Annotated in this window: 14 protein-coding genes; 1 reads left to right on the top strand and 13 read right to left on the bottom strand. The window is 60.1% G+C overall.

Annotation, left to right across the window (positions count from 1 at the left end; all coding sequences use genetic code 11):
- Positions 1 to 4 precede the first annotated feature (4 nt).
- The 3 genes from metK to cls all read right to left on the bottom strand — a co-directional run bounded on the left by metK (position 5) and on the right by cls (position 3,718).
- The gene (gene metK, locus LKE90_RS01385; RefSeq protein ID WP_291491047.1) at positions 5 to 1,192 is read right to left on the bottom strand and encodes a methionine adenosyltransferase; all 1,188 of its coding nucleotides are present in this window, start codon (positions 1,190 to 1,192) and stop codon (positions 5 to 7) included.
- Positions 1,193 to 1,341: 149 nt separating this feature from the next.
- Complete coding sequence (gene dapB / locus LKE90_RS01380) at positions 1,342 to 2,148, bottom strand: 4-hydroxy-tetrahydrodipicolinate reductase (RefSeq protein ID WP_291491046.1); 807 nt, start codon at positions 2,146 to 2,148, stop codon at positions 1,342 to 1,344.
- Between the two features lie 166 nt (positions 2,149 to 2,314).
- Entirely contained in the window at positions 2,315 to 3,718 is a 1,404-nt protein-coding gene (cls, locus tag LKE90_RS01375) for a cardiolipin synthase (protein WP_291491261.1), read from the bottom strand.
- Positions 3,719 to 3,798: 80 nt separating this feature from the next.
- On the opposite strand from cls, the gene LKE90_RS01370 reads away from it, so the two are divergent.
- Entirely contained in the window at positions 3,799 to 4,188 is a 390-nt protein-coding gene (locus tag LKE90_RS01370) for a YraN family protein (protein WP_291491045.1), read from the top strand.
- Between the two features lie 75 nt (positions 4,189 to 4,263).
- Here LKE90_RS01370 and LKE90_RS01365 read toward each other — a convergent pair whose 3' ends face one another.
- From LKE90_RS01365 to purB, 10 genes are all read right to left on the bottom strand, one after another.
- Positions 4,264 to 4,590, bottom strand: a complete 327-nt coding sequence (locus LKE90_RS01365) for a hypothetical protein (protein WP_291491044.1) — start codon at positions 4,588 to 4,590, stop codon at positions 4,264 to 4,266.
- A gap of 204 nt (positions 4,591 to 4,794) precedes the next feature.
- Complete coding sequence (grxD, locus tag LKE90_RS01360) at positions 4,795 to 5,130, bottom strand: Grx4 family monothiol glutaredoxin (RefSeq protein ID WP_291491043.1); 336 nt, start codon at positions 5,128 to 5,130, stop codon at positions 4,795 to 4,797.
- 83 nt (positions 5,131 to 5,213) lie between these two features.
- Complete coding sequence (locus LKE90_RS01355) at positions 5,214 to 5,444, bottom strand: BolA family protein (protein WP_291491042.1); 231 nt, start codon at positions 5,442 to 5,444, stop codon at positions 5,214 to 5,216.
- A 36-nt stretch (positions 5,445 to 5,480) separates the two neighbouring features.
- Complete coding sequence (gene purL / locus LKE90_RS01350; RefSeq protein ID WP_291491041.1) at positions 5,481 to 7,691, bottom strand: phosphoribosylformylglycinamidine synthase subunit PurL; 2,211 nt, start codon at positions 7,689 to 7,691, stop codon at positions 5,481 to 5,483.
- The gene (gene purQ / locus LKE90_RS01345; RefSeq protein ID WP_291491040.1) at positions 7,688 to 8,389 is read right to left on the bottom strand and encodes a phosphoribosylformylglycinamidine synthase subunit PurQ; all 702 of its coding nucleotides are present in this window, start codon (positions 8,387 to 8,389) and stop codon (positions 7,688 to 7,690) included. The genes purL and purQ overlap by 4 nt, the downstream gene beginning before the upstream one ends.
- Entirely contained in the window at positions 8,386 to 8,790 is a 405-nt protein-coding gene (locus tag LKE90_RS01340; protein WP_291491038.1) for a Rap1a/Tai family immunity protein, read from the bottom strand. The genes purQ and LKE90_RS01340 overlap by 4 nt, the downstream gene beginning before the upstream one ends.
- A complete protein-coding gene (purS, locus tag LKE90_RS01335) occupies positions 8,787 to 9,029 on the bottom strand; it encodes a phosphoribosylformylglycinamidine synthase subunit PurS (RefSeq protein ID WP_291491037.1) in 243 nt (80 codons plus the stop codon). Before purS ends, LKE90_RS01340 begins: the two co-directional genes overlap by 4 nt.
- Before the next feature lie 54 nt (positions 9,030 to 9,083).
- Complete coding sequence (purC, locus tag LKE90_RS01330) at positions 9,084 to 9,848, bottom strand: phosphoribosylaminoimidazolesuccinocarboxamide synthase (protein ID WP_291491036.1); 765 nt, start codon at positions 9,846 to 9,848, stop codon at positions 9,084 to 9,086.
- A gap of 235 nt (positions 9,849 to 10,083) precedes the next feature.
- Positions 10,084 to 10,677 carry a sugar O-acetyltransferase gene (locus LKE90_RS01325; RefSeq protein WP_291491035.1) on the bottom strand — a complete coding sequence of 198 codons (594 nt, stop codon included), beginning with the start codon at positions 10,675 to 10,677 and terminating at the stop codon, positions 10,084 to 10,086.
- Positions 10,678 to 10,747: 70 nt separating this feature from the next.
- Positions 10,748 to 12,097, bottom strand: coding sequence for an adenylosuccinate lyase (gene purB / locus LKE90_RS01320; protein ID WP_291491034.1), 1,350 nt, complete (start codon positions 12,095 to 12,097; stop codon positions 10,748 to 10,750).
- Between the last annotated feature and the right edge of the window lie 159 nt (positions 12,098 to 12,256).

Below are 12,256 nucleotides of genomic sequence, written 5' to 3'. Positions count from 1 at the left end.
TGCCTTAGCGGTTGAACGCGTTACGCAGCGCGTCGACAAGGTCCGTACGCTCCCAGGGGAACGTGTCACGGGCCTCGTCAGGCGTGCGACCGAAGTGACCGTAAGCAGACGTTTCGGTGTAGATCGGACGGTTCAGACGCAGGTGCTGACGGATGCCGCGCGGAGAAAGGTTCATCACCTCGCGCAGAACCTTCACCAGCTTGGCTTCATCGATATCCTTGCCTGTGCCGTCGAAATCGACATAGACGGACAGAGGATGCGACACGCCGATGGCGTAGGACAGCTGAAGCGTGCAGCGGTCCGCGAGACCGGCGGCCACAACGTTCTTCGCCAGATAGCGGGCGGCGTAGGCTGCGGAACGGTCAACCTTTGTCGGATCCTTGCCGGAGAACGCGCCGCCGCCATGAGGCGCCGCGCCGCCATACGTGTCGACGATGATCTTGCGGCCTGTCAGACCGGCGTCGCCGTCCGGACCACCGATCACGAAGATGCCTGTCGGGTTGACGTAGAATTCCTTGTCAGCCGGCATCCAGCCTTCCGGCAGCACGTCCTTGACGATGGCGCGCAGCTCGTTGCGGATGACGTTCTGGTCCATGCCCTCGTCATGCTGCGTCGAGATGACGACGGAGGTGGCCTCGACCGGCTTGCCGTTGAGGTAGCGCAGGGTCACCTGACTCTTGGCGTCCGGCTGGAGACCTGCCGCACGCGGATCGCCAGCGCGACGCAGATCACGCATCGTCTTGAGAATCTTGTGGGAGTAGTAGAGCGGCGCCGGCATCAGCGTCTCGGTCTCGTTGGTCGCGAAACCGAACATGATGCCCTGATCGCCAGCACCCTCGTCCTTCTCGCCCGCGCTATCGACGCCGACAGCGATGTCAGCGGACTGCGCGTGCAGGTAGTTGCTGATCTCGGCGTTCTTCCAGGAGAAACCTGCCTGATCGTAGCCGATGTCACGGATGGCTTCACGGGCCGCTTCGATCAGACTTTCCGACGTGACGGACGCCGGACCACGGACCTCACCGGCGAGGACGACGCGGTTGGTTGTCACCAGCGTTTCGCAGGCAACGCGCGCTTCCGGATCTGCTGTCAGATAAGCATCCAGAACCGTGTCGCTGATCCGGTCCGCCACTTTGTCGGGATGGCCTTCGGACACCGATTCCGAGGTAAACAGGAACTCGCCTTGCTTGAGCATGATTGCGCTGACTGCCTCGCTGTAAGATGAAACATTCGCGTTTTGCGAAGTTCTCGGTATTGAGAGTTCTGTCGTTTGGCGGATGACGGCGGCGGGGTCAAGTTGCAAGACCCCGACTATACCGATCTGTCACATATCCGCCGGTCGCCTCAGGTGAGCCCGAGCACGTCTTCCATATTGTAAAGGCCTGCTATTTTGCCGCTCACCCATTCAGCGGCCTGCACCGCGCCATCGGCAAAAACACGGCGATCGAAAGCACGATGACCGAGGGTGATCTGCTCCGTGGCGGACGTGAACAGCAGTTCATGCTCGCCGACGATCTGTCCTCCGCGCAATGCAGCAAAGCCGATTTCGCCCGTCTTGCGCGCACCACACTGCCCCTCCCGCACCGGCGCCCGCACATCGGACAGCTTCACGTCGCGTCCCTGGGCAACCGCCTCACCAATGGCCAGCGCCGTGCCCGAAGGCGCATCGACCTTCTGGCGATGGTGCATCTCGACAATCTCGGCGTCGAACCGTTCAGCCGAAAGCGCCATGCCCATTTCCCGGGCCAGCCGAAGCATCAGCGTGACACCAGCCGAAAAATTCGCCGCCTGCACAACAGGGATCAACTGAGCCGCAGCATCCACCGCGCGCTGGTCGCTCTCCGAGAGCCCGGTCGTGCCGAGAACCCATGCGACGCCCACGTTCTTCAACGTTTCAGCGTGACCGATCACTGACGAGACATGCGTGAAATCGATCACCACATCCGAGATTTCTGCGAGCCGGGTCATATCCGCACAGAGCGCGATCGAACCATCTCTGGTCAGTTCGGACATGGTCAGGGAACTCGCCTGCGGATCACGGCAGGTGCCTCCGACCACAGCGCACCCCGCATCGAGCGCGCTCCGCACCAGTCCCTGCCCCATCCGCCCTGAGAGGCCCGCAATCCCGACGCGCAAGGGAGAGGAAGTCATCACCACACCACACTTCTGTTTATCTGTCCGACAGAGCGTCTGTCTGCGCCATCCCAGACCCGATCCCCGTCATTTCTGGCGTTTTCCTACGCTGTTTGACATGCCAGTTCAACGACCGCACCGATGATCGCGCCAGTGGTTCGCTCCAGCGGTTTCAGGCGCTCCCTCAGAGATAAGGCGAGAACAGCCTCATCGCGGCGTCGCGGAGCTTGACCACCAGAAATCGCTCATCAAGATCATGGTGAGTCAGTCGCCCTTTCCGATGACTGTCTATGAAATCATCAATCTGCTCCGCAAACGCGGCCCGGTAGCTTTCCACGTTGATCTCAAAGTTGAGCCGCAGACTTCGGGCGTCAAGGTTCGAACTGCCGACGAAAGCCCATTCCCGATCAACCACCATCAGCTTGGCATGGTTGAATGGTGGTCCGCTCAGCCACACACGGCAGCCAGCGTCCAGCAGAGGGTGAATGTCAGCGCGACAGGCCCAGTCCATGACACGATGATTGCTGCGACCGGGAATGACCACATCCACCTGCACACCACGCAGTGCGGCCAGAGCCAGTTCAGCCTGAAGACGTGTGCCGGGCAGAAAATAGGGTGTCATCAGCCTTACGCTGTGGCGGGCCAGCGTGATGGCCTGCAGGGCGGTATATTCAATTTTTTCGAGATCCGTGTCCGGTCCGGCAGTCACGACACGGAGAAGTTCCTCCCCCTCCTCGGCAAGAGGGGGGAACCAGATCTCCCCCGCGAGTTCTTCCCCGCAGGCGAAAGACCAGTCCCATGCGAATGCCTCGGCCAACTGTCTGACGACCGGGCCGCGCACACGGAAATGCATGTCACCGACACGCTTCCTGAGAGCGGTCACATTACAGTTTTCATCGCCGATATTGAGTCCGCCGATAAAGCCGGTGGCCCCGTCAACGACGAGGATTTTCCTGTGATTCCGCAGGTTGATGAACGGCATACGCCAAGGCAGCATGGAGTGCAGAAACCGCTCGCACGGCACCCCGACGTTACGTAACGTTTTCGCTGCGCGACATGCGAAATAGCCCGCACCAACGCCATCGAGCAGAACACGCACGGCAACGCCGCGCTGGTGCGCCTCGGTCAGTGCCGAGACGAAGGTTTTTCCGGTCTGATCGTACCGGAAAATATAGGATGACAACATGACGCTGTGCTGCGCCTGCCGGATCGCCTCCAGTATGACAGGATAGGCATTGTCCCCATCAATCAGGATTTCGAGATGGTTGCCACCCAGCAGGGAGCGTCCGGTTATCCGTCCGACCATGCGGGAAAGTGGTCTGAAAGCGCCTGTCACCGTCCGGCTCCACCGGGTCGCCGCTCCCGCCCCGCTCTCCTGCGGATTGCGGTCACGCACAAGCTTCCGCGCCAGACGGTGGACACGATTGATGCCGAACAGCAGATACAGACACACGCCGAAAAACGGGATGACAAAAACAGTCCCAATCCAGCCGATCGCCGCCGAAGTGTCCCGTTTTGTCAGCAGAATATGCCCGGCCGCCAGTGTGGCTACGGCGCTATGACTGATCAGGGCTCCATTGAGCAGCAATGACGCAATATCCGTCAGCTTCACGCCTCCCTGTCCGTTCGTTCAGAAAATTCTTACCTTAATGGAAGACACTCTGGATAATGCAAAAACATATCTCCATGACACGACGCCCGGAACGCGGCCTTACAGCATGGCAACAGGGCGTAAAGGCCGAATTTATCGCCGAGCAGGCGCTGGTATCTCATGGATGGCGCATTCTCCTGCGTCGGGCACGAACGCCTCTGGGAGAAATCGATCTCGTGGCCCTGAAAGCCGGAGAGCTGAGCTTCATCGAAGTCAAGAAACGGGCGACATATTCCCACGCTGCGGAATCCATCAGCGAAAGGCAGCGTTCCCGGATCATGGACGCAGCGGAGGTTCTGCTGGCCACACATCCTGAATGGATCTACGAGACGGTGGTGTTCGACGTCATCCTTGTGGATGGGACGGGTGTTCCGCGCCGGATTCGGAGTGCGTTCTGGCAGAGCTGAACGGAGATTCAGCCAGAAAAAAAGCCACCGGACAGAGTCAGGCGGCTTTCAACTTTCACACCAAGGCGGGGAAACTCAGGTGCGGCTGCGCGAATGCACGGCATGGGTCGCTTTCTTCGCGACGTGAAAAGAAACCAGATGCACCATCGGATGGGAAGACTGTGCGCGGGAAGCGACCACGGTATGACGGCCAGCCGTCGCTACGGCGTAATGATGGGCGGCAGCGTGATGCACAACAGGATGATAGACAGGCACGGCGGTCAGTGACTCAAGGGTCAGCTTGCTGGCCTCGTAATCGGAAATGATCCGTTCGGCATGCGCCGGGTTTGCATGGACGACCGCGACAACCGCAGAAATTCCTGCCGTGATAATCGTCAGCTTCCGCAGTACTGTTCTGATCATTTCCATCCCCGGATTTCGTTTCTCCATGCGAGTATACGTCATTAGGTGACACTCACAACCCGCAGAATGGGCCTAATCGCTCTAAATTACTATTTCATTTCTACCATTCGCCGAATGTGCGAAGGATATATACTGGGAAAAAAGAACAAATCAGAAACGGAATCCTGCAATATCATGGCGACACGATATTGCAGGCGGAAAGCGTCAGGCCGCGGCGCTGGCGATTCCATTTTCCTTCAGAAGAGTCTGCAACTCACCGGACTGGGCCATTTCCATCACGATGTCGCATCCGCCAATGAACTCGCCCTTGACGTAAAGCTGCGGGATCGTGGGCCAGTCGGAGAAAATCTTGATGCCTTCGCGCAGTTCAGGATCGGCCAGAACATTTTCGCCCTTGAACGGCACACCGAGATGGTTGAGGACCTGCACAACGCGGGCAGAGAAACCGCACTGCGGGAAATCCGGGGTGCCCTTCATGAACAGCATGACGGGGTTTTCTTCAATCAGCGCCTGAATACGCTGTCCAGCAGGTGTAGACATCTGTGTAACTCCAGAGTGTTCGTCCCGGGGCTGTCAGCAACGCCCCTCAACAAAAGGATTTCCGTCAGAACTCTATAGGGGCCTTACGGCACCGCCGTTTTCACGGCAAGCGCATGAAGCGTGCCGCCCATGTGCCCTTCAAGCGCATTATAAACCAGTTTGTGCTGTTTCACGCGCGGTAATCCACGAAAGGCTTCACTGACGACAGTGCAGGCATAATGATCGCCGTCACCCGCCAGATCATCGATCGTCACTTTTGCGTCAGGAAAGGCTTTGAGGATGTAAGCCTCGATATCCGATGCACTCATGGCCATGACCGTTCTCCTTGATCCGGTAGTCTGGACCGCCTCTCAGCGCTCCATCAGGTTCGGGAAAAACGCGCTGTTCGCAACCGTCAGGCGGGCCGCTGAAACAACGGCCCCACTGGGAAGCGTCAGCCCCTCACCACCAATGGTTGCCGCCACACGCGCCGGAACGCCAGCCTTTTCCGCTGCTGACAGGAACGCCACGCCGTCCCCTTCGACCGCCACCAGATAGCGCGACTGATCCTCGCCGAACCAGAACGCTTCCGGACGCATGCCGGACTGGGCCGGCTCAAGCGTGCAGCCGTTGCCGGTCGCCATGACCATCTCGGCGACGGTGATCAGGATGCCACCATCCGCCACGTCATGACAGGCTTTCACGGCGCCCGACTGGATCTGCTCACGCACGAAGTCGCCGTTGCGACGCTCGGCAGTCAGATCAACATCCGGCGCGTCACCCGTTTCGCGACCGAGAATCTCGCGCAGCCAGAGCGACTGGCCGAGATGGCCTTTCGTCTCACCGACGAGAATCAGCGTGCCATTCTCAGGCATGCCGAGACCGACGTTTTTCGTGACGTCATCCAGAACACCCAGACCACCGAGAGCCGGGGTCGGCAGGATGGCCGAAGTGGTGCCGTCCGGATTGCGGGTCTCGTTGTAGAGCGAGACGTTACCGCTCACGATCGGGAAGTCGAGCGCACGGCAGGCGTCACCGATACCTTCGATAGCGCCGACGAACTGCGCCATGATCTCGGGCTTCTCGGGGTTACCGAAGTTCAGGTTGTCCGTCACGGCCAGCGGACGCGCGCCGGTCGCCGTGATGTTACGCCATGCCTCGGCCACCGCCTGCGCGCCACCCTTCTTCGGGTTGGCGCGGCAGTAACGCGGCGTGCAGTCCGTGGTCAGCGCCAGACCAATGGACGTGTCCTCGATCTTGACGATAGCGGCATCCGCCCCACCCGGACGGCGTACGGTCTGACCGCCGACCGTGCTGTCATACTGGTTCCAGATCCAGGCGCGGGATGCGAGATCCGGACAGCCGACCAGACGGATGAGCGTCTGCTCCAGACCAAGCGGATCATGGATGTCACCAACCGGCTCCGGTGCGGGCAGAGGCGCGGTCGGACGATCGTAGACCGGCGCCTGCTCCGCCAGCGGGTCCAGCGGAATCTCGGCTTCGACCTGTCCCTTGTGGCGCACGACGATGTTGCCGGTGTCGGTCAGATGACCGATGACCGCGAAATCCAGTTCCCACTTCTCGAAGATCGCACGGGCGACCTCTGTACGTTCCGGTTTGATGACGATGAGCATGCGCTCCTGACTCTCGGAGAGCATCATCTCATAGGCCGTCATGTTCGGCTCACGCTGCGGCACGGCGTCGAGGTCGAGGTCGATGCCGACCCCACCCTTGCCTGCCATTTCGACAGACGAGGAGGTCAGACCGGCAGCGCCCATATCCTGAATGGCGACGATCGCATCGGTCGCCATCAGTTCAAGACATGCCTCGATCAGCAGCTTCTCGACGAACGGGTCGCCGACCTGCACGGTCGGGCGCTTGGCCAGAGCGTTCTCGTCGAACTCGGCGGAGGACATGGTCGCGCCATGGATACCGTCGCGGCCCGTCTTGGAACCGACATAGACCACCGGATTGCCGATACCCGCCGCAGCCGACAGAAATATTCTGTCCTGACGGGCGACGCCGACCGTCATGGCGTTGACCAGCGGGTTGCCGTCATAGGCCGGGTGGAAGTTCACTTCGCCGCCCACCGTCGGCACGCCGACGCAGTTGCCATACCCACCGATACCGCGCACCACACCGTCCACGATCTGACGTGTGCGGGGTGTTTCCGGCGAACCGAAACGCAGGGCGTTCAGGTTGGCGACCGGACGCGCGCCCATGGTGAACACATCACGCAGGATGCCGCCCACACCCGTCGCCGCGCCCTGATAGGGCTCGATGAAGGACGGGTGGTTGTGACTTTCCATCTTGAAGATGGCGGCCAGTCCCTGTCCGATATCGACCACACCGGCGTTCTCGCCGGGACCGTGAATGACCCACGGCGCTGTGGTCGGCAGGGTCCGCAGCCACTTGCGGGATGACTTGTAGGAACAGTGCTCGGACCACATGACCGAGAACACACCCAACTCCGTGAAACTCGGCGTACGGCCCATGATGGCGAGGACGCGATCATATTCCTCAGCCGACAGGCCGAATTCACGCGCCAGATCGGCGTTGACCGCTTTCTGCTTGCTGCTCATCGGACCAGCGCCTCCACCAGACTGTCGAACAGGGGCTTGCCGTCTTCACCGCCCATCAGCGGATCAACGAGGTCTTCCGGATGCGGCATCATACCGCAGATGCGGGAATTGGGGCTCAGGATACCAGCGATGGCGTCGAGGCTGCCGTTCGGGTTGCAGTCGCGGTCAGCCGCGTCCACCTTGCCGTTCGGCGCGGCATAACGGAACGCCACGCGATTTTCGCCCTGAAGCGCCTTCAGCGTCTCGGCATCCGCGACATAGTTGCCGTCACCGTGGGCGAGCGGCGTGCGGAACACGTCGCCTTTCTTCCAGCGGGACGTGAACGGCGTTTCGGCGTTCTCGACGCGGAGATGACAGTCCTGCGACAGGAAGCGCAAACCAGCATTCTTCAGCAGCGCACCGGGCAGCAGGCCGGTTTCCGTCAGGATCTGGAAGCCGTTGCAGACGCCCAGAATGTGACCACCCTTTTCGGCAAATGCACGGATTTCCCGCATGATCGGTGAATGCGCGGCCATCGCGCCACAGCGAAGATAATCGCCATAGCTGAAGCCGCCGGGCAGTACGACGAGATCAAGCTCGGGAAGCCCGGTGTCCCGGTGCCAGAGGATTTTCGGAGCGTGACCGGTCACCGCCTTCAGGGCGATCGCCATATCGCGCTCCCGGTTGGTCCCCGGAAAAACGACGATACCGGCTTTCATTTCTTCTGTTCCGCAGGCTTGGAGGAGGCAGCGCAGGGGTAGGAATCATGCAGCGCGGCAAAGACGCCTTCACCAACAGGTTTCTGCAGAACGTCCTTGTGCGCCTTCAGCCAGGTGATGACCTTGCCGCGCATGGTGGCGCTCGTTTCTGTCGCCGGAACACAGAACCCCGCAGGAGCGTTCGGGTCGCCCTCGTTACGGTCATTGATCTTTGCCAGAGCGCCTGCGTCCGCAACGCCGGAAATATAGGCGTCACACACGGAAGCGCCAGCAGGGCGCGTGCAGATGCGGCCGAAATTGCCGGACGTCATCGGCGAGACGCGCTGCGCCATGGCGGCATCAGCGGCGAACAGACCGGATGCCAGAAGAAGGACAGTCGAAAACGCGGAAAAACGGTTCATTTCACCACCTCCACTGCAAAGTCCTCGATCACTTCATTGGCGAGAAGCTGCTTCGCCATCTCGGTGGCGCGCGCCTCGACCTGTGCGGCGTCCGAGCCATCGACGTCCAGCTCGATCACTTTACCGACCCGGACTTCCTTCACTTCCGGGAATTCCAGAACATGAAGGGCGTGGCCAATGGCCTTCCCCTGCGGGTCAAGCACACCCTCTTTCAGAGAAACAGTCACGCGAACCTTCATACCGCCCTCCGGCCTTCCGGCCTTACTCTTTCAAACACACCCTGAACGGCGTGCTTACTGCATTGTTTCAGAACCTTTGAGATCGCCATTGCCAGCCTCGGGCAGAATGCCGAGACGACGGGCGACCTCCTGATAGGCTTCCTCGACCTGACCCATATCCCGACGGAAACGGTCCTTGTCGAGCTTCTCATTCGTCTTGGAGTCCCACAGACGGCAGTTATCGGGAGAGATTTCATCCGCGAGGATGATGCGCATCTCCTCGTTCTCCCAGACACGTCCGAACTCCAGCTTGAAATCGACCAGCGAAATCCCGACACCCGCGAACAGGCCGGTCAGGAAATCATTCACCCGCAGCGACATGGAGACCATATCATCCATATCGTGCGGACCGGCCCAGCCGAACGCGGTGATATGTTCCTCGGCGACCATCGGGTCATTGAGGGAATCATTCTTGTAGTAATATTCGACGATGGCGCGCGGCAGGCGGGTGCCTTCAGGAATTCCCAGACGCTTGGCGATGCTGCCCGCAGCGATATTGCGGATCACGATCTCCAGCGGAATGATCTCCACTTCACGGATCAACTGCTCCCGCATGTTGATCCGGCGGATGAAGTGTGTCGGGATGCCGATCTCCTGCAACCGCATCATGATATATTCGCTGATGCGGTTGTTCAGCACACCCTTGCCGGTGATGATGCCATGTTTCGCGCCATTTCCTGCCGTGGCGTCGTCCTTGAAATACTGCACGAGGGTTCCGGGCTCCGGACCTTCAAACAGGATTTTGGCTTTACCTTCATACAGCTGGCGGCGGCGGGCCATGATCGTCTTTGCTCACTTTCGGCTTGCGGGAAGACTGGAACAGACCCACCCGCAGTTTTCCGGCCCGATACAGGCCTCCTGCGGCTGCCTCTTAGCAGCCTTCTAAGCGAGATGATACAGCCCGGTTGGATAAACGCGCCCGTCCCCGTCCTGAGGAACCGCGCCAGAATTTAAAATGTATATTTTATGCATGTTATTTTACACCGAAAGCCGGTCGAAACGGCACAGAATCGGCTTAAAAAGTCAAAAAACCGGTTCGATCGTCCACAGTGATGGGCCGTATGACCCGACACGGCACACCCGCCGCGATGACGTTGGGCGGAATATCCTTCGTCACAACACTCCCCGACCCGATAACGCTGTTATCGCCGATCGTGACGCCCTGATTGATGTGGACACCGGCCCCGATCCAGACACGGTTGCCGATCACCACGGACCGGGCGTAACAGGCCCCGGCGGCGCGCTCCTCCGGATCAATCGCGTGATTGGCCGTGTAGATACCAACCCGAGGGCCAAACAGCACATTGTCCCCGATGGACACCGTCGCGGCATCAAGAATGATGCAGTCGAAATTGGCGTAGAATTTTTCACCGATGGAAATATTGAAGCCGAACTCGCACCGGAAACGCGGCTCGAAATGAGCTCCATTGCCCACATGATGCAGGAGCGTTCGCAGCAGTTGCTCACGCTCATCCTGCGGACGACCAAGACTGTCGTTATAACAATCCGAGAGACGAACGGCACGCGCTCGTGCCTCAACCAGCTCAGGCGTCAGATCATTGTAACAGGAACCTGTCAGCATATGCCGACGCTGTTCGATCAGATTCATCCGAGATCGTCCACAATCACGCACCACCAAAAGCCTGAACCGCCTTTACAGAAAGACGGTTCAGGATCAATCAGGCCTGCGGACCCGCTTCGCCGAAGATCAGTTTGTAACGCTCATCAACGGCTTTCAGATGAGAGCGGCTGTCCATGGCGGCATCCAGCACTTCCGGCGCGATCCGTCCGGCGATTTCCGGATCAGCGTCCAGATTCTCGCGGAAGGTCCTGAAGTCCGGCTTACCGAGCTTGGTCCATGTCTCCATCGCGCAACGCTGCACAATACGGTAGGCGTCCTCACGCAGCACGCCCGCACGGGCCAGAGCCAGCAGCACCTCGCCGGAATGCACGACACCACCAAGGCTTTCAATGTTAGCGGCCATCTGGTCCGGATAGACCAGCAGCTTGTCCATCATGCCCGCCAGACGGGCCAGCGCGAAGTCGAGGCCGATCGTCGCATCCGGGCAGATGTTGCGCTCGACCGAGGAGTGGCTGATGTCGCGTTCATGCCACAGCGCCACATTCTCAAGCGCGGGGATGACAGCGGCACGCACCAGACGCGCCAGACCTGTCAGGTTCTCGGACAGGACCGGATTCCGCTTGTGCGGCATCGCGGAGGAGCCCTTCTGACCCTTGTGGAAGAACTCTTCCGCCTCGCGTACTTCCGAACGCTGGAGATGGCGCACTTCCGTCGCCAGACGTTCGATCCCGCTGGCGATGACGCCCAGTGCGCAGAAATAGGCTGCATGACGGTCGCGGGGAATGACCTGCGTGGAAACCGGCTCCGCCTGAAGGCCCAGCTTGTCGGCGACATAGGCTTCAACACGCGGATCGAGATGCGCGAACGTGCCGACAGCACCGGAGATGGCGCAGGTGGCGATCTCGGCGCGAGCCGTCACAAGACGCGTCCTGTTGCGCTCGAATTCGGCGTAATGACCGGCCATCTTGAGACCGAACGAGGTCGGTTCGGCATGGATACCGTGGCTACGGCCGATGGTCAGCGTGTATTTGTGTTCGAAAGCCTGCTTCTTCAGCGCGGCCAGAACCGTATCGAGGTCAGCCAGCAGAAGATCGGTCGCCTGTGTGAGCTGGACCGAGAGGCAGGTGTCGAGCACATCGGACGATGTCATGCCGAGATGCACGAAGCGGCTGTCCGGCCCGATCTTTTCCGCGAGCCACGTCAGGAAGGCGATCACATCGTGACGGGTCTCGGCCTCGATCGCGTCGATACGATCGAGATCGGCCTGTGAGAACGCGGCCATCGCGGCGTCGCCCTTCTCGCGGATGGTCTGCGCTGACTCTTTGGGAATCTCGCCCAGTTCGGCCATCGCCTCACATGCCAGAGCCTCGATTTCGAACCAGATCCGGTAACGGTTTTCGGGGGCCCAGATAGCCAGCATTGCGGGTCGTGTGTAGCGAGGCACCATGGGCGCGCTTCCTCTTTCTGCTCAAAATCCGGCTGTGACGAGCCTCATCATGTCGACCATTGGAGAGCAGCGAGGTCATCGCAAGGCCTTCGCGCGGTCCAGCGCGATGCAATGACTGAACGGACACGCTCCATATGGTCTTTGGAGCGTCCTAGAACA

This window comes from Acetobacter sp. (assembly GCF_022483985.1).
Taxonomy (GTDB): domain Bacteria; phylum Pseudomonadota; class Alphaproteobacteria; order Acetobacterales; family Acetobacteraceae; genus Acetobacter.
This window is presented reverse-complemented; position numbering and strand designations above follow the sequence as displayed.